The following is a 19,387-nucleotide window of genomic DNA, read 5'->3' as shown; positions in this document are numbered from 1 at the left end:
TCCCATGGCCTTCAGGCCGTCATTCCTGCCAGACGAAATACACCGTACCCAGCGAATCGGCAGCGAGCTTCATCTTCAGGTTGTCGTTCGCGGGCGTGGTCGTCACGGTGATGCGCTTGCCGCTTTTGCCGTAGTCGCCGACGAGGTCGTCGCCGCGCTCGAACGTCTTGTAGCGCTTGTAACCCTTGGCGGCCAGGAGCTCTTCGATCTGCTTGTCGATGGCGGGCGCATCGCCGTCCTTGTACTCGATGACGAGCCTGCGCTGCTTGCCGCCGGCCGCGTCTTCGACCGAGCGCGAACGGATCGAGTACTTGAACGCGGGCACGAAACCCGTCGGGAAGTCGGGATTGTATGCGGCCGGGGCCGCAGCCTGGACCGTCGGCGAATCGACCGGCACCGCGGCATCCGCGGCGGTGCTATCGGCGGGGGCCTGCTGCGCAGGCTGGTTGCAGGCGGTGAGAAACAGGGCGGCGGCGACCAAACCGATGAAACGACGCATCCTTGGAACTCCAACGAAATTCTGGGCCGGGCAGTATACAGCCCGGGAGGGCGGACACCTCCCTGGTCGCGAAGTCAGAGGAGGTCACGGAAGATCCGGTCGAGACGGTCGAGAAACTGCGAGACCGAGTATTCGTGCGCGACGAATTCGCGCCCCTTGCGGGCGCCTTCCCGGAACAGCTCGTAGTCCGCGTTGTGCAGAATGTGGTCGCGCATCGCGTCCAGCGAGGGGAAGACGAACTCGGCCGGATAGATGTATTCGACCCCCGACCAGTCCAGCAGCAGGCCCTGCCCGCCGGCGGCGAATCCATCAGCCGGGGCGATGTGGAAGCTCTCCGGCAGGTGCCCATCATCGCTGGTCGACAGCACGAAGCCGATGTCGGCCAAGGCCCGCGTCACATCGACGTGGCCCTTGAACTTCACGTGGTCGTACAGACCGTTGGCCTGGATGTACTCGTCGCACCGCTGGAAGTACGCCAACTCAACCGGGTCGCGCGTGACCCAAGCCGTTTCCCACGCGCTCTTACCGTAGACCACCAGGTTGTAGCGGGGGTCGAGCGCGACGAGCGAGCGCAGCAGCTCGAGCGCCTTCAGTAGCCCCTTGCGCGACGGCAGCGAACCGACGAGTGCGAGGTTGAACACGCGCGAAGGGGCATCAAGCGATGCGTAGCCGTCAAAGTCCACGTGGTTCGGCAGCAGGCGGACCTTGGCACGATCGATGTTGAAGGTCTCGACCAGGCGCTCGAAGTACAGGACGGACACCGCGATGTAGATATCCACGTTGTCGTCCGCGACGACGTGGCCGAACTTGCGCGAAAGCTCAAAGCGATGCGTACGAACGACCAGCCGCTGGTCTTTCCGCTTGTTACGCGCGTACCAGACCGCGTTCCCGAGAAACCATTCGCAGAAAATAAACTCCGCCCAGTCGAGTGCTTCATTCGATGCAGCGGTGTCGTGCGCGTTGTGGCCGACCCATTCATCCACTCGCACCTGGAACCTGCGCGAAAGCACTGGCACCAATTTCTCGATGAACTTCAGATCGTAGCCAGCGATGAGCAGGCGCGGCTTGGCTTCCTCGAAGAAACCGGTGTAGTCGTTCGCCCGGAGCAAATCCAGCAAGGACGCGAGGCGCGCATTGAGGCGATAGGCCGACACCGCGCGCCAGCGCTCGGACACGAAGTCGGAGAAGCGCTTGAACAGGGCTTCATCAATGTCGCCGCGGGAATAGTGGATCAGGGCCTGCAACACGGTCTGCAAGCCGACCTGGAAGCGGATGGTAACGTAGCTGATGCCCTGTCGTTCGAGCATACGCTCGGCCGTGCTCCAGACCTCCAGGTGATTGCAAAGCTCGCGCGCACCATAGGTGCGCGTGGATGACGTGACGCGAGACACTGCCTTGTTATAAACGAAGGTCGGGTGGTCGATGTAGCCGATTCGTTCGCACGCGGTGAGTACGTCGATGAGGAAGACTGTGTCTTCGCCCATGCGCAGGCCTTCGTTCCAGACGATACCGTGGCGCACAAGCAGGTCGCGCTTTATCAGCGAAGGCACCGTCGTGCTTTGTTTTCGAATGATCAGTTCGATGCGCTGCTTATTGCTGCTCGCCTGACTGAAGTCTGTGACGCGGTTCATCTCGACAAGGGACTTGCCGTCATCCACGATCAGAAAGCCGCGCACCACGCAGCAGTCACTTGCGACGGCATGGGCGTGATGGACGGTCAGCGTGTCCTCGAAGATACGGTCGTCGCAATCGAGAAAAAATACGTAGTCGCCGCGCGCGACCTGGACGCCAAGGTTGCGGGGATGCGAAGGGGAGCCACTATTTCGCTCGGTCTGCAACACCCGCCAATCCGGATGGCGGGCCACCTCGGCCTCGAGGAAAGCATGGGTGCCGTCGTCGGAACAGTCGTCGATGAAGATTACTTCATGCGGATGCGCAAAATCCTGCGCCCGCAGGGAGGCGATGCAACGCTCGACCTTCCCGATGGCGTTATGGCACGGAACGATGATGGAGACTTTCATGATTCAGACCGCGTAGAAGCGCGATTGCAGGGTCTTGCCGCGGTTCCTGAGAAGGTGCAGGAACCAGCGACTATCCGCGATCACGTCTCCTACCTCCCCGTCAGGCGTGTACCGGTATTTCCCGTCTTGACCCATCGCGAGGATGGCATCGCCCGCATAGCTCGTGTGCAGGAAGGCATTGCCGATGTAGTCCGGCACCACCGACTTGGCCGGGTCGACAAGTGCAAAGTGATTAGTCTTGATCGCCGCCGCAGGCTTCTCCATGTAGCGCTCCAGGCAGTTCCAGGACAGTACCGCCACACCCAGGCGGTTATATTTTTCGTAGTAGTGCGCCGCTTCAATCTCGAGGATCGACTCGGCAAGCACGAGCAGCAGGCCAGCCTCCGGAATCGACGGCGCCTGCCTGTTGAAGTATGCGATGGCGGTCTGCGCCGCGGCATGCGAATCCACGACACAGGCGACCGTCAGCTGCGCGCCGCGGTCGACAAACGGGATATTAACTGCGCGCAGGATGGTCTTGAAGCGTTCTTTGTAAGTGTGATTTCGTAGCACGTCGCGGAGCGCGCGGGTGCGCTTATCGTCGATTTCCCCGAGCGAGAGACCAGCCAGCGCATCCGGATCACGATCGAGAAAGACCACCGTGTCGTCGAACATTCGCTCCATGCCGACTGAATGGTTCGTCAGGCATAGCGTGTTGCACGACATCAACTCGAACACGCGGCGCGCGAACATCGTCGGCGACTGTGTCTCGGTGTTGAGGTTCAAGCCGAAGACGCTCGATTTGTATATTTTGTCAATCTCCGAGTGAGGCACCGCCGGGCGTGTGTATTGCCGGTACTCCTCGGGAAACAGGTGGTTTGGGTCATCGCCGCCGAAGAAGCGGTCGTAGATGACCAGACCCCGCCCGCTCGCGATCACCGCGTCGAAGATCTGCCGCATGACGGTGCTGCGATCGACGTGGTATGCGTACCAACTTCCGGCGAACACCACGTCATCGCTACGTGGGCCCACCTCCACCGGATTGAAGATCCGCGGGTTGGTCGCGAACGGCAGGCAATAGACATGGCGCAGGCCATGGTCCCGCTTGTAGCGTTCCACACACTGCACGTCGGTGGTGAACACGACATCGAAGCACCTGGCGGTATCGACGAAATTGTGAATCTTGTCGTCGTAGTGCGACGGATCTTCCTTGTTCCAGAAGACCGTCGGGATGCCGTTCTCCCTGCAGTATTCAAGGATAGCCAGCAGCTCGCCGCGGTTCTCGTTCTTGAAATTGGTGCTCGTGTAGACACGCCCCTTCCACGGGCGGCGCACCGAATCCACGCCTGACCAAGCCGATTCGCAGAAGAACAGGTCCGGCTTGTCGCGCTCAAACAGCGCGCGCCAGTTATCCGGTTCGATGACGATCGACTGGAACTCGTCCTTGAAGCTATTGTAGGTGAACTCGTCGCATAGCAGCGCGACCTTCAGCCCAGACAGCTCCTTGGCGACAACGTGGTGCCGGTTCGCACGCGGCGCGGTCATGTGAACGCGCATTTCCGTCGACGGCATGTAGCCGCTGCCAGACGCCGGCGCGCGCAGCATAGTGTCCCATTCGCCGATCACCGTCTCGACGCCGTAGCGGGCGCGCACCGCATCGCGGATCGCACTGATTCGGTCGCCAGCTTCGTTCTTCAACACCGACTCGACCTGGTCGGCGGCGACTTCCGTGGAGTCCACCAACGCCAGCTCCGGGTAGATCTCCTCCGCACCCTCCCATCGCCACACGATGGGCAGTGCACCCGATGCCGCGCCTTCTGCCACCGCCATGTGGAAGCTTTCGAAGTCGGAGGACGACACTACCGAGCCCACCAGACGCAGCCAGTGCTGCACATCGTTGGCAGGCGGGTCGAAGATTACGCGATGGCGAAGAACCGGGTTGGAATTGATTCTGCGATACACCGTTTCGTAGTACGCCCGTTCGTCCAGACGTTCCCACAGCCATTCATGCCCAGCCGGACTTTCGCCCTTCACACGCAGCGTGTAGCGATCGTCCCTCGTCATGAGCACTTCGAGCACGTCAAGCGCCCGATCCAAGCGCTTGCGTGACGGCGCGGTGCCGATCATACCCAGTGTGAACTCGGCACCGTCCAGCTTGGCCAGTGCGTAGGAATCGCAGTCGACGAAGTTGCCCAGCACGCGACAGATTCCCGGCGGGATCGCGAACTTATCCACGCACTCGCGCAGGATGTGCGGGCCGACGAACACGACCTGGTCGACGTTCGCCCAGTCGACCTGCGCGGGATATGCGGTCCCGCGTTCCTGCAGGTGCAGGCGGATGACCAGCTTCTGGTGCGGCAGCTTGTGGTGCGAACAGAAGACCGCGTTGCCCAGCGCCCATTCGGCAACGACGACATCGGCCCACGCCATCGCCGACAGCGTGCGCTCGCTATCGTGGACGTCATGGTTTTCCCATTCGTCCTCGCGGAATTCATAATGACCCGTCCGTTCGAGCTGTGCCTGGATGGCGCGCCAGAACTTCAGGTCGTGGCCAATGACCGCTACACGGATCTTACGCACCATCCCCCCCTAGACCTCGATCTTCTGCAGCAACGCGTCGCGGTCAGCATCTGCATGCACTGCGGCGAAGTTCGCCGAATCGGACGCATAGGTCTTCGACACGAAGGAAGGAGCAAGACCGCCCTGTGCGTCCAGCAACCCGCCGGCCTTTGTGCCTGTCGCGCCCAGCGCGGCCGTATTGACGACCAGTGTGCGCGGATCCAGCGCCTGGCCCCATTCGTACTCGGTGCCGTCGACGGCCTTGCCGACGACCAGCGCACCGCTGTAGCGCACGGCGTGCATCGCGTCCTGCAGATAGTGGCAGCCGTACACGGCGTGCGGCGACAGTACGGCGACCACTGCTCCGGGGGCGGATTCGCGTTCCCAGTCGATGAGCTGCGCCAGCGGCACCTGAGTGTCGGACATCGTGCGCACGTCGGGCCACTGGCCTTCGAGGCGGAAGCCGTTCCGGCACACGAGCAGAAGCTGCCTGCGGATGTCGTCGGTGGTCTGCTGGCGACGGAACGAGACTAACGCGGCGTTGGCCTCCGCCTGGTCGGCGACCTCGGCGATCGCGATCAACTGCACGCCCTGCCCCGCACGTTCACCGACCAACGACAGTATCCGGTCGAAGCGATGACGGTATGTATGCCGCGCGAGCACCGCACGGATGCCGGCGAGACTGCGGCGGCGCCATTCCACCGGATCGGTGGTGAGCATGCGCAGCGCCTCCTCGGCTTCAGCCTGGCTCCTGACCTGCCAGACGATATCGTTGCCGAAGGTCTCAGCAATCCCTCGCGACCATGTGCTGACGACGGGCGTGCCGCAGGCGAGCAACTCGAACACGCGCCGCGAGAACATCGTGGACGAATCGTCCACCGAGTTGACGTTGAGGAATACCTGGTACTCGCGGTACTTGCGCGAAAGGTCCTCGTAGCCGAGGCGGCCACGGATGTACGGTGCATAGTCCTCGGGGAACGCGAACTCGCTGCGCGCACCGACAGCGCGATGGTTGCGGTCGTAGATGTCGAGATCGTGTGCCTTCGCTGCTTCGAGCAGCATCGACTGCGAGTGCTGCCGCGCCTCGAAGCCTTGCGCGTAGTAGCTGCCGGCGAAGCACACCTTGCCGTTCCGGCGCGAAGACCCCTGCGGGTTGTGCAAACTGTCCTCGGCGGCGAACTGCATCACTTCAACGCGGGCCTTGGTCTTCGATCGATAGCGTTCGATTGATTCGGCGGACGTGGTCAGGACTACATCACAACGGCTGGCCGACTCAATGAACGCATCGAAGTGCACCGGGTCTTCCTTGTTCCAGAAAATCGTCGGCACGCCACGCTTGCGGAAGCCTTCAACCATCTGCGCGAACTCGTTGCCCGGCGCATACTCGGTACTGGCCACGCGGTAGCACCACGTGCCACGGTTGCCGCGCCACGCCGACTCGGCCAGCAGGAAGCGCGGTGAGAATTTCTCGAGCAGACCATCCCAGTTGTCGGGGCGAGCTTCGATCAGGTTCGCGTGGGGCGCGAAGCAGGCGCGCGAGAACTCATCCAGCACGCTCATGACTGGGAGGGAACCGCGCGAATTCTCCTGCTCCCACCCGATCATCGCCAGCTTTTTTTTTTGCTCCTCGTTGCGAGGCCGGGGAGCTTCTTCCATGGGGGTCAGGCCGCGTGCGGCGCCGTCATCAGCCACCGTTGCGACGGGCTTGGGATTCGGCAGCGACGGCAGCGCAAGTTGTGCCATCTGCAGGGTGCCATCGCGGCGCCGCTGGTACAAGCGTACGACGCGCGCCATCGCGCGCGGAAAGCCGATGATGCCACGCACGCTTCCGAGTCCCAGTATCGCGCGCCCAATCGCTAACGCGATCGAATGTTCGTAGCGCTGGCTCTCCTCGTGCAGGCTCTGCGCAAGCTCTATCAGCTGCTTCGAACGCGCCTGCTCGGCTTCGAGCTTCGCCCAGTGTCCGGAGCGCTTTGCCTGCGCGTCCACGAGTTCTTCCGTCAGCTTACGCATGCGGCCTTTCAACTCGTCCGCCGCCCCCTGCAACTCCTGCGCACGCGCATGCGCAGCCTCCAGGGCCTCGTGCAGCGCGCGCGGACGCTCCCCCTCAGCAGCACGCAGGAGCTCGACTTCCTGCTGCAATGCTTCCACGCTGCCGGCCACCATGCGCTCGGTGGCTTGGAGCTCGGCCGTACTCATCTGCAGGGCGGTGACCTGCTGAAGCAACTCGTCGACGCGCCGCGCGTGTGCGTCGGTGAGCGCTTCCTGCACCCGCATCTGCTCCTCTCTCTGCCCGCGTAACGCCTCGGCATATTCGGTGCCGCGATCGACGATGGTCTGTCGCGCGCGCTCGAGCGCGTCCCTCAAGCCGTTGGCATGCTCGGCGCCGACCGCGAGATCGCGTTCGATCTCGGCGTGGCGCACCGCGAGCTTGCCGTGCTCCTCACGCATCGCCTTAAGGCTGCTCTCGAGCGCACCCCTCGCCTTCGCGTGCTCCTGCGCAGTAGCGTTAGCCGCGTAGTAGCTGGACTGCGCGTCAAGGGCGCCCGTTTCGGTCGCACGCAGCAGTACGTCCATATCGTTGCCCACGACCTCGTCGGCGCGGCGGCGGTCGGCAACGACGCGAATATAGTCGTCGGTGACCTCGATCGTCTGCGGCGCGAACTCCCCAGCGAGCGCTTCGTGCAGGTCACGCGGGAAGATCGTCGACTTATGGTCCGGCCATGGGTGGAGGCCGTACGGCACGGTGATGACGATGCGCCCACCTGGCGCCACATGGGAGGCAGCGACACGAATGAAGCGCACCGGATTAGTCTGATGCTCGACGACCTCGCCCATAAGCACGGTGTCGTAACATGCGTCCTCCAGCGAGGCTAGTTCGCCGCAACGGAAGGTCAGGCGCTCGCGGACAGTTTCGATTTCGCTGCCACGCTCCCGATTTGCGTATTCGATGGCAGGCTCGGAAATGTCCAGGCCAAGCACATGAAACCCTTCCCGAGCGAGCAACACGGCCGCTATGCCCTGACTACAGCCCACGTCCAGCACGGTCGTGCCACGCGCCTGAGAGCACATCCAGTTGATCCGGTCGCGGGTCTGACGGCCGAAATCGGCGCCCATTTTGTCGTAGTACGCCTCATTAATCCGGTCTGGCCACGGATTGGCGTCATGGGCGGCTTTGTCTTCGTGCTTGTCGTGCATGTTCGTTTCACCCTCGCTCACTGGGACACTTCCGCCAGGCAGCCACCATTGGCAGGCGCCCTGAGAGCCATGGATCTCAACGGATGGCCCGCCGGGCTTCCTGCCACGGCGCAATAATCTCGCTGCCGTCATTCTCCACATCACGTATACCCACTGCGTCGACCATTATCACTCCTGGTCGGACATTGCGGGAAATCTCGGCGAACTCGCGGTGCGCGACCAGTGTCACAAGAATGTCGGCACGATTCAGGGCGGTACGCAAGTCCACCATGGTGGCGCTGCCTAGCGAAGCAGGCAGTTCGTCGATGTTGGGCTCCACCACCAGCAGATCTCCGCTCCAGGTAGACACCACCTTCTCGGCAATTCCGAGCGCCGGGCTTTCGCGCAGATCGTCGATGTCCGGCTTGAAGGCAAGACCCAGGATGGCGATGGATGCATCCTCGATGCGCTTGCCGCTCACGACGACGGACTGAACCGCTTCGTTGATCCAACGCAACACGACATGCGGTTTGTCGTTGTTGATCTCGCGGGCCATTCGGATCATGCGCGCCTCCTCAGGTGCGCTGTCGACGATGAACCAGGGGTCCACTGCGATGCAGTGCCCGCCGACGCCACAGCCGGGCTTGAGAATGTTGACCCGCGGATGGTGATTGGCGAGCTTGATCAGCTCCCACACGTTGATCCCCAACCGGTCGCAGATAATCGACAGTTCGTTCGCGAACGCGATGTTGACGTCGCGGAATGAGTTCTCGGTCAACTTGCACAACTCGGCGGTGCGCGCGTCGGTCCGGACCAACTGCCCTTCGACGAATACTTCATAGACTTTGGCGGCAAGTTCTGCGCACTTCGCGGTCAGGCCGCCGATGATGCGGTCGTTGACGACCAGTTCATGCACCACCTGGCCCGGCAAAACCCGCTCCGGGCAATAGGCGACGTGGACGTCGGGCGTCTCCACGCCCGGTATCGGAAACTTCAAGTCCGGGCGTGCATTGGCCAGCCACGACGCCATCTTCTCGGTGGTGCCCACCGGCGAGGTTGACTCGAGCACGACGAGGTCACCGGCTTTAAGCACGGGCGCAATCGACTTTGCCGCAGCCTCGACATACGACAGATCCGGGACGTGACCGTTCTTGAACGGCGTCGGGACGGCGATGAGGAATGCGTCGGCAGGTTCCGGTTTGGTGGTCGCGCGCAGGTAACCCTCGGTAACCACGGCGTGGACAAGAATGTCCAGTTCCGGCTCGACGATATGGATGCGCCCGTCGTTGATGATGTCGACTGCCTTCTGATTGATATCGACGCCGACTACATTGACCTTGCGCGATGCAAACATTGTGGCAGTCGGCAGCCCGATATAACCCAGACCGATCACAGAAACACTACTTGGAAAGCCCTTCGACACCTTCATTTCCTCGTTGAAATTACTTGGGAGACCACTCTCCCGCCGATATCCACGTCGGCCACGTTCGACAGTCGCAACGCCTCCGAGCTCCACAGGCTCGCCAGCCGCTGCCAACTATGTGAAACCAGCCTTTCCGGATTGCCGGCCCCTTCCGGCAGCTGGCCCGCATCCTTCATGACCTTCAACGCGCGCAGCATCTCCGCTAGCTCCCCTGACTGGGCAGAGGCATGCCAACCGCCGCCCACGGCATCGATCAGCTCACTAGTCGCGTCTTCGTCTGCACCGCGCATATGGACGATGGGCCGCTTTGCACCCAGGTATTCGTAAACCTTGCCCGGAACCTGTACCGGGTCCGCATTCGCAATGTTCACCAGGACATCGCAGCGACGCTGCGCGCTGAGGGCCGTCCGGTGCGAAAGGAAGCCGAGCAGTCGGAACTTGCCCGGATGCTCAGCGACTGCGCGATGGATGTAGTCCGGTGCATTGATCGTGCCGATCGACAGGCGCATGCCCGGCACCGAAGCCACGGCGTCGATCAGCGCATCCGCCCGTCGGAAACTGTAGAAGCTGCCGGTATAAAGCAACTCGAGCTTGTCGGCGTCAAAGGTCACCGATGCAGCCAGCGATGGCTCATCGACGAAACTGGCGTCGTAGCCTTGGGTCACGACGAGTCGCCGCGCGATGCCGGCGCCATGACGGTGTTCCAGCAACTCCGCGGTCTTCTCGGTCGTCACGCACAACAGGTCGGCCTTCAGGCAGACGTCGCGCTCGAGTTCGCCGGCGCGATCCTGCCACCGCGCCGGCGTGTACGTGGCAAGCACCGGATCGCCGAGATCGGCGACCCATTTGTAACCCAGGCGCTTGGCTTCCAGGCCCAGCGGCAGCGAACAGGCAGGCTCGTGCGATGTCACCACGATCTCCGGCCTGACGTCCTCGAGCAATGCATGCAGACACTTTCGAGCCCACGGCAGCCACTCGGCCCGATAGTCGGGGAACAGGAAGTACGACAGCCCGGCCTTGCACTTCTCGGCCAGCCGGCCCTTCCAGTTGAGCGACGATACAGGCCGCTCCGAAAAACCGTTCTCCAGGCGATAGCGAACCCGCCCCTTCCAGTTCAGCTCATGGAAAGCGTGTCCAGACTGACCGGGCGGCGGCGCCTGCTGAACGACCTCCGTCGCGACCGTTCCGGCGGGAGCAGGCGCGATGCTCCTAGTCTGGCGACCGCGCAGAAACGCCGAAAATGGCCCCGGATATACACGGTGAATGGTCACCGTCGCCGGGATCACTGGCAGCCCACCGACGCCATAGCCAGGCAAGTCCGGCGTAAGGACATGGATCTCATGGCCCTGCAGGGCGAGCTCACGCACCAGGTAGGCCCAGCGCAGGCTCTGCGGCGATGGCACGGGCGGGAAATCGTAGGCGATCAGGACGATGCGCATGTCACACCATCGCCTGGACCGCCGGCGATGCGTCACCATGCGGCATGTGGAGTAGTTCGTCGTAGCCCTTCAGGACTTCATCGACGTCACCCAGCGCCAGCAGCTTGCCGCCTTCCAGCAGCATCGCCTTGTTGCACACACTGCGCAGCAGCGAGAAATTGTGGCTCGCCAAGACGACGATCTGGGCGTTGTCAACGCGCGAGCGGATGCGATTCTTCGCCTTGTCGACGAACGATGCATCGCCCGTACCGATCCACTCGTCCATGATCAGTATCTCGTGCTGCACGGCCGTCGCCAGTGCAAAGCCCAGTCGCATGCGCTGGCCAGATGACAGCGTGCGCAGGCGGTGTCCGGCCTTTTCGCCCAACTCGGAGAAATCGAGTACTTCGTCGATGACCGCCGCGGCCTGTGCAGGACGAAGGCCCATGGCGATCCCTCGCAGCATGATGTTCTCGACAACCGTGGCTTCCTGGTTGAAGCCAAGCGCCAGATTGAGCAAAGCCTGCCTGCTGCCGTTGACCTCGAGCCCCCCCCGCGAGGGCGGGTAAGCGCCCACAAGCACTTTTAGCAGGGTCGATTTGCCTGCACCGTTGCGGCCCACCACGCCGACCCGGTCACCCGGCTCGAGGCGGAAGGAAACGTCATCAAGCGTGGTGCGAAGTTCGCGCTTGGGCGGCTGGAAGGCGGAGCGCAGGAACAGGCCCACGGTCGCCTTAACGTTGCGCTGCTCCTGCGTGAAGATCGGCAGGTCCAGGCCCAGGTGTTGCGCTTCCAGAAATACATTCATGTCAGACCCACAGCGGCACATAGCGCGCGAAGCGGCGGTACACCCAAGCCGCGAGCAGCCCACCGACGACGAGCATGGTCGCCAGGTACACATAGGTCAGTCGTTCGATGGGCTCCCCCAACAGCGGTGCACGGACGATTTCCACCATGTGGTATAGCGGATTGGCGCGCGCGATCGCACCACGCAGGGTGTCGGCCGGGGTCTGGTCGGCGTGCCACAAGATCGGGGTGAACAGGAAACTGATCATCAGGATGCTGCCTATCAGCTCGTGCACATCCGGCAGGCGCGCGCCGATGACTGCGACGATCGCCCCCATCCAGGCAACATTGAGAACTACCAGGAGCAGCGCGGGAAGCAGGGTCACCAGCCCCATCCACTGGAATTGCGGGCTCACCGCCAACGCGGCGGCAGCGACCGGCAATGACACGATGAGGTAGAACATCGCCTTGGCGACCACGCGCAACACGTAATCGGTAAGGCGCACACGGCCATCCAGGATGAAGCTGGCGTGCCCCGTGCAGGCCGTTGTGGCCTCGCTGAGCGACACCGTGATGAATCGGAAGACGATGTAGCCGATACCTAGGTGGGCGATGAAATCGCGCGGATTTTGCCCTTGGATGTAGGAAAAGAATCCACCGACACCGAAGGCGTACAACGCCGGCGGCATCAACGCCCAGAACAGCCCGAGCCTGGAACGTCGATACTTGGTGACGATTTCCAGCCACGTGGCGTAGATCCAGAACTCCGGGTAACGCAGGCTGTCGCGATAATCTCGAACGAGCGAGCGACTCATGCAGGCAACGCTCTCGACAACTCCCGCTTGAGGTCGCCGAGGTCTTCTACGCCCACGCTCAACCGAACCAGGTTATCCGCAATGCCCAGTGCGGCGCGGCGCTCGGCCGGCACCGACGCGTGCGTCATGATCGCCGGGTGGTTGATCAGGCTTTCCACGCCGCCAAGCGACTCGGCGATGGCGAACAACTCACAGCGTTCCATCATGCGGCGAGCGGCAGCTTCGCCACCCTTGACGTAGATACTCACCATGCCGCCGAAGCCGTGCATCTGTCGCTTGGCCAACTCATGCTGCGGATGTGACTTCAGCCCCGGGTAGATCACCTTCTCGACCGCCGGATGCGTCTCCAGCCACTCGGCCAGCGCCTGCGCATTCTCGCAATGCGCCTTCATGCGCAGATGCAACGTCTTGAGTCCACGCAACGCCAGGAAACTGTCGAACGGTCCCTGCACGCCGCCAATGGCGTTTTGCAGGAAGCCCATCTGCTCGGCGAGTTCGGCATTGTCGCCGACCACGACCATGCCGCCGACGATGTCGGAGTGGCCGTTGAGGTACTTGGTCGCCGAATGCATGACGATGTGCGCGCCGAGTTCAAGTGGGCGCTGCAGGATCGGCGAACTGAAGGTGTTGTCGACGACCACGATCAGGCCGCGCTTGCGCGCGATCTCGGCGATCTGGGCGATGTCGACCAGCTTGAGCAGCGGGTTGGTCGGGGTTTCGATCCAGACCAGCCTGGTCTCGGGGCGGATCGCGGCTTCGAACGCCGCGGCGTCGCTGAGGTCGACCCAGCTGAAATCCAGACCGGCGGAGCGGCGGCGGACGCGCTCGAACAACCGGTAGGTGCCGCCGTAGACATCGTCCATCGCGATCACATGGCTGCCCGAATCGAGCAGTTCCAGGATCGTCGAGGTGGCGGCCAGACCCGAGGCGAAGGCGAAACCGCGGCTGCCACCCTCGAGGCCGGCGACACAGCGCTCGTAGGCGAAACGGGTCGGGTTGTGGCTGCGCGAGTACTCGAAGCCCTGGTGCACGCCCGGACTGCTCTGGGCGTAGGTCGAGGTGGCGTAGATCGGCGTCATCACCGCGCCCGTACTCGGGTCGGGCGACTGGCCCGCGTGGATCGCGAGGGTGCCCAAACCGGGCTTGCGCGTCTCGCCATCCGGCTTTCGTTCAGTCATTGCGTCCTTCCAGTTCCGCTCTCACGCGACCGCAAAGTCTAGCATCGCCCGCCCCCTCGGCCCGGCCGCGGGGACTCGGCTTCAGGGCATATGCAGGCGGGGCAAATCCGGCACCGGACCGTGCAGGGACGGCACCGTACGCCACGGCAGCCTCGGGAAACCATCGCCCGGCGCACCAATTACTGCACGCGCCGGCGCAGGTAGTTGAGCAGGTCGATGCGGGTGATCAGGCCGAGGAACCTGTCGCCGTCGACGACGATGGCGACATGGCCGCGGTCGAACACCGGCAGCAGCGTTTCGATCGGCGAGCGCACGTCGATCTTGTCGAGCTTGCTGACCATGGCGGTGGACACCGGATCGCGGAAGCGCGCTTCGTCGCCATAAACATGCAGCAGCACGTCGCTCTCGTCGACGATGCCGACGATCTGGTCGCCCTCCATCACCGGCAGCTGCGAGACGTCGTAGAGTTTCATGCGCTGGTAGGCGGTGACCAGCAGGTCCGTGGGCGCCACCACCACCGTGTCGCGCTGCGAGTACGGGCGCAGGATCAGGTCGCGCAGGTCGTTGCTGGGTTCACGCGCGAGGAAGCCGTTGTCGAGCATCCAGTAATCGTTGTACATCTTGGAGATGTACTTGTTGCCGGTATCGGGCACCAGCGTCAGCACCCGCTTGGGCGTGGTCTGCTCGCGGCAGTACTTCAGTGCCGCGGCCAGCAGCGTGCCGGTCGAGGAGCCGCCGAGGATGCCCTCCTTCTCCAGCAGCTCGCGCGCGGTCAGGAAGCTTTCCTTGTCGGTGATCGCGTAGGCCTTCTTGACGCGGGTGAAGTCGGAGATCGGCGGCAGGAAATCCTCGCCGATGCCCTCGACCATCCAACTGGCCGACTTGTCCGACAGCGTGCCGCGGTTGATGTATTCCTCGAGGATCGAACCGACCGGGTCGGCCAATACCAGCTCGGTGTGCGGCGACTTCTCGGCGAAGCAGCGCGACAGACCGGTCATGGTGCCGGAGCTGCCACAGCCGAACACGATCGCGTCCAGCCCGCCGACCTGCGCCATCTGCTCGAGGATTTCCGGGCCGGTGCCGAACTCGTGCGCAGCCGGGTTGTCCGGGTTGCCGAACTGGTTGATGAAGTAGGCCCCCGGGGTCTCGCGGGCGAGGCGCTCAGCCAGGTCCTGGTAATAGTCGGGGTGGCCCTTGGCCACGTCCGAACGCGTCAGCACCACCTGCGCGCCCATCGCCTTGAGGTTGAAGATCTTCTCGCGGCTCATCTTGTCGGGCACGACCAGGATCAGCCGGTAGCCCTTCTGCTGCGCGACCAGGGCCAGGCCGATGCCGGTGTTGCCGGCGGTGCCTTCGACCAGGGTGTCGCCGGGCTTGATCCTGCCGGCCTTCTCGGCGCCTTCGATCATCGACAGGCCGATGCGGTCCTTGATCGAGCCGCCCGGGTTCTGCGATTCGAGCTTGAAATACAGCTCGCACACGCCGGTGTCGAGGCGCTGCGCCTTGATGATCGGCGTGTCGCCGATCAGTTCGAGTACGGAGGAGTGGATGGTCATGCGAATCCTGGCCCGCGAACGGCGCGGCATCACCGGATTCTAACTGCGGGGCCGCACGCGGGCACCGTGCTGCGGGACGAAACCGCCATCGCACCGGGGCGGCTGCGTTGCGCAGCCGCCCCGGTTCCGAATGACGCGGGCGGAGGCCGACGAGGAGGCCGGTCGCCCGCGGCGAGGAACTCAGTGGTGCTGGGTGTCGTACAGGCGGACCAGGCGGTCCTTCGCAGCCAGCTTCTCGCGCTTCATCTGCGCCAGGGTGGTGTCATCGATCGGCAATACGCCGAGTTCGGCGTCCATCACCTTCTTGTCGAGATCCTTGTGGCGCTGGTAGAGCTGCTTGAATTCGGGGTTGCTCTTGATCAGCGCGTCGATCTCTGGCTGCGGTCGTTCTTCGAACATGTAAAGCCTCCTTCAGCGTTTTCGAGGAGTCCGGGCGTCATGACCGGGCTCTTGCGGAAGGCCCCGCACACGAAAACGCCCCGGCCGGAAGACCAGGGCGTCGCGCGGGGTCGTGGGGTATCAGGCGGAAGGCGGGGCCGGCTTCACACAGACCGGCCACCTGCAAGCGTGCGGTGGCGGGATCCTGCGTGAGGGGCGTTGGCGTCATCGACCTGACTCATCGCCAAGCGGAAATCAGGCCGCTTGGGTATCCGACCCTACTCCTCTCAAAAGCGACCGGCAAGCGACTGCAGCGGGGCCTCGCCAGCGGCGCATCCAGGGCATGGCGCGCGACCTCCATCGACCCACGCTGCGCGCCACCGACCCAGCAAGCGGTTGATTTATTTACGAATTATTTACCTGGAAACACGACCTCGGCGCGCTCGGCCTTACCGGTCCGCCCGGTCGCCTGGACCTTGGACCCCACCACGCCGCCGGCGACGAGGCCATCGCGGATCGCATCGGCGCGACGCTGGGCCAGCTTGGCGTCGGCACCGCTGACCTCGACCTTGACCGAGCCGGCCGAGATCGCTTCCGCGTAGGCCGCCACGGTGCGCACGGCGCTGTCGCCACCGCCGCTGAGGCCGGCCTTGCCGGCGGCGAAGCTGTCCTTGCCGAGCGCGAACACTTCACCGCGGCTGTCGCGCTTGGAGGCCGGCAACTTGCCGCCGGCCACCAGCTCGGCTTCCTGGCGGGCCAGCTTGGCTTCGCGCTCGCGCGCGGCACTGAGGCGAGCGGTCTGCGCGCCGGCCACGCCCTTGAGCGCGGTTTCCACGTCCTGCATCGCGGCCGCATCGGATTCGCTCTGCAGGCGCAGGCGCTCGGTTTCCTCGGCCTGCATCTGCGCCTGCAGGCGCAGGCGCTCGGCCTCGGCGCGGGCGCTCGCGGCATCCTGGCGGCTGGCCTCGACCAGCAGATCGCTGCGCTCGCGGTCGAGGCGATCGACCTCGCGCTGCGCGGCCTGGCTGCGGGCACTGACTTCGGCGATCTGCACGCGGCGCTCGGCGACGTACAGCGCGGCATCGCGCTCGCGACTGGAGGCCGCGGCGAGGGCGTCCAGCGCGTGCCGCGCCTGCAACCGCTCGTAGGCGGCGAAGCTGTTGATCTCGGGGTTGGCATCCAACGCGGTCAGGCGCTGCGCCAGGCGGGCGAGGTCGGGATTGTCGGCGGCCTGCAGTGCAGGCGCGGCGATCAAGGCGGCGCTCAGCGCCAACGGCGCGATCAGGCGATGCAGGTTCATCGACGCCCCCCCGTCTGCAGGCGCTGGTGCAATTCGGCCACCTCGGCGCGACGCTGGTTGAGCTCGGCCGTGGTCAGGGCGTCGCGGCTCTTGGCGTAGGCCAGGTCGGCATCGGCGTCGGCGGCCGCGGCCAGCCGGCGCGCGTCGTCCTCGCGGCCTTCGGCCATCGCCGCCTGCGCCCGCGACAACGCGTTGCGGGCCACGCCCAGCTCCTGCACGGCGTACTGGTCGGCGTCGGCGCCTTCGGCCCGCGTCACCGCCTGCTGCGCGGCAGCCAGCTCGCTGGTCGGTGGTGGCAACGATGCGCACGCGCACAGTGCGGAAGCGAGAACTGCGGCCAGCAGTGGGAAACGAAATTGTGCGAAGCTTGGGCTCATTGGGGGTGCCGTGACGATGAGGGTGTCGCGCGGCCATTGTCGGAAGCCGGTGGCGGGGTTGCAACGGTATGTCGCAACGATACGCTACCGTCAACAAGGGGTTTCTGCATGGACATCGGCTATTTCCTGAAGCTGATGACGGAAAAGAACGCGTCGGACATGTTCCTGACGACTGGCGCGCCGGTGTACATCAAGGTCGAAGGCAGGCTCTACCCGCTCGGCAACACCGGCCTGCCCGCGGGCATGGTGAAGAAAATCGCCTACTCGCTGATGGACGAGGGCCAAGTACCCACGTTCGAGCGTGAGCTTGAACTGAACATGGCGCTGGCGCTGCCCGACGCGGGCCGCTTCCGCATCAACGTGTTCAAGCAGCGTGGCGAGGTCGGCATGGTGATCCGCGCGATCCGCAGCGTGATCCCCTCGATCGAGGAGCTGCAGCTGCCGCAGGTGCTGAAGAACATCATCATGGCCCCGCGCGGCCTGGTGCTGATCGTCGGCTCGACCGGTTCGGGCAAGTCGACCACGCTGGCGTCGATGATCGACCACCGCAACAGCCATATCTCCGGTCACATCCTCACCATCGAGGACCCGATCGAGTACCTGCACAAGCACAAGAAATCGATCGTCAACCAGCGCGAGGTCGGCCTCGACACCCATGCCTTCCACAACGCGCTGAAGAACGCGATGCGCGAAGCGCCGGACGTGATCCTGATCGGCGAAATCCTCGACGCCACGACGATGGAGGCGGCGATCGCCTTCGCCGAGACCGGCCACCTGTGCCTGGCGACGTTGCATTCCAACAACGCCGACCAGACCCTGGAGCGCATCCTCAACTTCTTCCCCGAGGCCGCGCACAAGAACGTGCTGATGAACCTGGCGCTGAACCTGCGCGCGGTGGTCAGCCAGCGCCTGGTGATCGGCACCGACGGCCGCCGCCTGCCCGCCGCCGAAGTGCTGATCAACACCCCGCACGTGCGCGACCTGATGCGCCGCGGCCAGGTGCACGAGATCAAGCAGGCGATGGAGGAGTCGCTGGAGGAAGGCATGGAGTCCTTCGACCAGTGCCTGTTCCGCCTGTACAAGGAAGGTCGGATCGAGATGGAGGAGGCGTTGAAGGCGGCCGACTCGCGCGACGGCCTGGCGCTGAAGTTCCGCCTGTCCGAAGGCGGCACCGGCGAGCACGACCCCTACGCCGACGTCTACGAGGCTGCCGCGCACTGAGCGCGGCAGCGGCACCGGGTTACTGCGGCGGCGGGCAGTCCGGCTGCCGCTCCGGGCGGGCCGCGTCGAACGCGGGCAATGCCAGGCAGGCCTGCTCGATCCGCAACAGTGTCGGGAATGTCTCCAGCGCCACGCCAAAACGGCGCGCGTTGTAGAGCTGAGGCACCAGGCAGCAATCGGCCAGCGTCGGCGTGTCGCCCACGCAGTAGCGGCCACGGCCTGCATCGCCGCACAGCATCGCCTCGATCGCGGTGAAGCCTTCACCGACCCAATGCTTGACCCACTCGTCGCGCTCGGGCTGCGGCACGTGCCAGGTGCGCTCGAAATACTGCAGCACGCGCAGGTTGTTGAGCGGGTGGATGTCGCAGGCGACGTTTTGTGCCAGCGCGCGCGTGCGCTGGCGGTCGTACGCCGCCGCCGGCAGCAGGGCCGGCTCGGGCCAGGTTTCGTCGAGGTATTCGAGGATCGCCAGCGATTGCCGCAACACGCGGTCGCCGTGCTGCAGCACCGGCACCAGTCCCTGCGGGTTGGCGGCGCGGAACGCGGCGCCGTGCTGCTCGCCGCCGTCGCGCACCAGGTGCACCGGCACGGTCTCGTAGGCCAGGCCCTTGAGGTTGAGGCCGATGCGCACGCGATAGGCCGCGCTCGAACGCCAGTACGAATACAGCCGCAGTTGCTCAGCCACGCGTGTCGATCCCGA

The 19,387-nt window shown here is 64.2% G+C and carries 15 protein-coding genes; 1 reads left to right on the top strand and 14 read right to left on the bottom strand.

Features of this window, described 5'->3' with window-relative positions:
- Positions 1 to 19: 19 nt before the first annotated feature.
- From ACFOLC_RS10715 to ACFOLC_RS10655, 13 genes are all read right to left on the bottom strand, one after another.
- Entirely contained in the window at positions 20 to 499 is a 480-nt protein-coding gene (locus tag ACFOLC_RS10715; protein ID WP_386759243.1) for a hypothetical protein, read from the bottom strand.
- Between the two features lie 74 nt (positions 500 to 573).
- Positions 574 to 2,520 (bottom strand): glycosyltransferase, encoded by a 1,947-nt coding sequence (locus tag ACFOLC_RS10710; RefSeq protein WP_386759242.1) that lies wholly within the window; start codon positions 2,518 to 2,520, stop codon positions 574 to 576.
- A gap of 3 nt (positions 2,521 to 2,523) precedes the next feature.
- Positions 2,524 to 5,082, bottom strand: coding sequence for a glycosyltransferase family protein (locus ACFOLC_RS10705; RefSeq protein ID WP_386759241.1), 2,559 nt, complete (start codon positions 5,080 to 5,082; stop codon positions 2,524 to 2,526).
- 6 nt (positions 5,083 to 5,088) lie between these two features.
- Positions 5,089 to 8,256: a glycosyltransferase family protein gene (locus tag ACFOLC_RS10700; RefSeq protein ID WP_386759240.1), complete on the bottom strand. Its 3,168-nt coding sequence runs from the start codon at positions 8,254 to 8,256 to the stop codon at positions 5,089 to 5,091.
- A gap of 76 nt (positions 8,257 to 8,332) precedes the next feature.
- Positions 8,333 to 9,664, bottom strand: coding sequence for a UDP-N-acetyl-D-mannosamine dehydrogenase (gene wecC, locus ACFOLC_RS10695; RefSeq protein ID WP_386759239.1), 1,332 nt, complete (start codon positions 9,662 to 9,664; stop codon positions 8,333 to 8,335).
- The gene (locus ACFOLC_RS10690) at positions 9,661 to 11,097 is read right to left on the bottom strand and encodes a hypothetical protein (RefSeq protein WP_386759238.1); all 1,437 of its coding nucleotides are present in this window, start codon (positions 11,095 to 11,097) and stop codon (positions 9,661 to 9,663) included. Before ACFOLC_RS10690 ends, wecC begins: the two co-directional genes overlap by 4 nt.
- A 1-nt stretch (position 11,098) precedes the next feature.
- Positions 11,099 to 11,884: an ABC transporter ATP-binding protein gene (locus ACFOLC_RS10685; protein WP_386759237.1), complete on the bottom strand. Its 786-nt coding sequence runs from the start codon at positions 11,882 to 11,884 to the stop codon at positions 11,099 to 11,101.
- A 1-nt stretch (position 11,885) separates the two neighbouring features.
- Positions 11,886 to 12,677, bottom strand: a complete 792-nt coding sequence (locus ACFOLC_RS10680) for an ABC transporter permease (protein WP_386759236.1) — start codon at positions 12,675 to 12,677, stop codon at positions 11,886 to 11,888.
- Positions 12,674 to 13,855, bottom strand: coding sequence for a cystathionine gamma-synthase (locus ACFOLC_RS10675; protein ID WP_386759235.1), 1,182 nt, complete (start codon positions 13,853 to 13,855; stop codon positions 12,674 to 12,676). The genes ACFOLC_RS10680 and ACFOLC_RS10675 overlap by 4 nt, the downstream gene beginning before the upstream one ends.
- Before the next feature lie 179 nt (positions 13,856 to 14,034).
- Complete coding sequence (locus ACFOLC_RS10670) at positions 14,035 to 15,411, bottom strand: pyridoxal-phosphate dependent enzyme (protein WP_386759234.1); 1,377 nt, start codon at positions 15,409 to 15,411, stop codon at positions 14,035 to 14,037.
- Positions 15,412 to 15,591: 180 nt separating this feature from the next.
- Positions 15,592 to 15,810: a YdcH family protein gene (locus ACFOLC_RS10665; RefSeq protein ID WP_386759233.1), complete on the bottom strand. Its 219-nt coding sequence runs from the start codon at positions 15,808 to 15,810 to the stop codon at positions 15,592 to 15,594.
- 391 nt (positions 15,811 to 16,201) lie between these two features.
- Positions 16,202 to 17,089: a hypothetical protein gene (locus tag ACFOLC_RS10660; RefSeq protein ID WP_386759232.1), complete on the bottom strand. Its 888-nt coding sequence runs from the start codon at positions 17,087 to 17,089 to the stop codon at positions 16,202 to 16,204.
- Positions 17,086 to 17,388 carry a DUF4398 domain-containing protein gene (locus ACFOLC_RS10655; protein WP_386759231.1) on the bottom strand — a complete coding sequence of 101 codons (303 nt, stop codon included), beginning with the start codon at positions 17,386 to 17,388 and terminating at the stop codon, positions 17,086 to 17,088. The genes ACFOLC_RS10660 and ACFOLC_RS10655 overlap by 4 nt, the downstream gene beginning before the upstream one ends.
- Before the next feature lie 186 nt (positions 17,389 to 17,574).
- Between ACFOLC_RS10655 and ACFOLC_RS10650 the strand changes: the two genes are divergently transcribed.
- Positions 17,575 to 18,687 (top strand): PilT/PilU family type 4a pilus ATPase, encoded by a 1,113-nt coding sequence (locus ACFOLC_RS10650; protein ID WP_386759230.1) that lies wholly within the window; start codon positions 17,575 to 17,577, stop codon positions 18,685 to 18,687.
- 19 nt (positions 18,688 to 18,706) lie between these two features.
- On the opposite strand, the gene maiA is transcribed toward ACFOLC_RS10650, so the two are convergent.
- A complete protein-coding gene (maiA, locus tag ACFOLC_RS10645; RefSeq protein WP_386759229.1) occupies positions 18,707 to 19,372 on the bottom strand; it encodes a maleylacetoacetate isomerase in 666 nt (221 codons plus the stop codon).
- Positions 19,373 to 19,387: the final 15 nt, after the last annotated feature.

It is taken from the genome of Lysobacter cavernae (assembly GCF_042648505.1).
In the GTDB taxonomy this organism is placed as follows: Bacteria; Pseudomonadota; Gammaproteobacteria; order Xanthomonadales; family Xanthomonadaceae; genus Lysobacter_L; species Lysobacter_L cavernae.
This window is presented reverse-complemented; position numbering and strand designations above follow the sequence as displayed.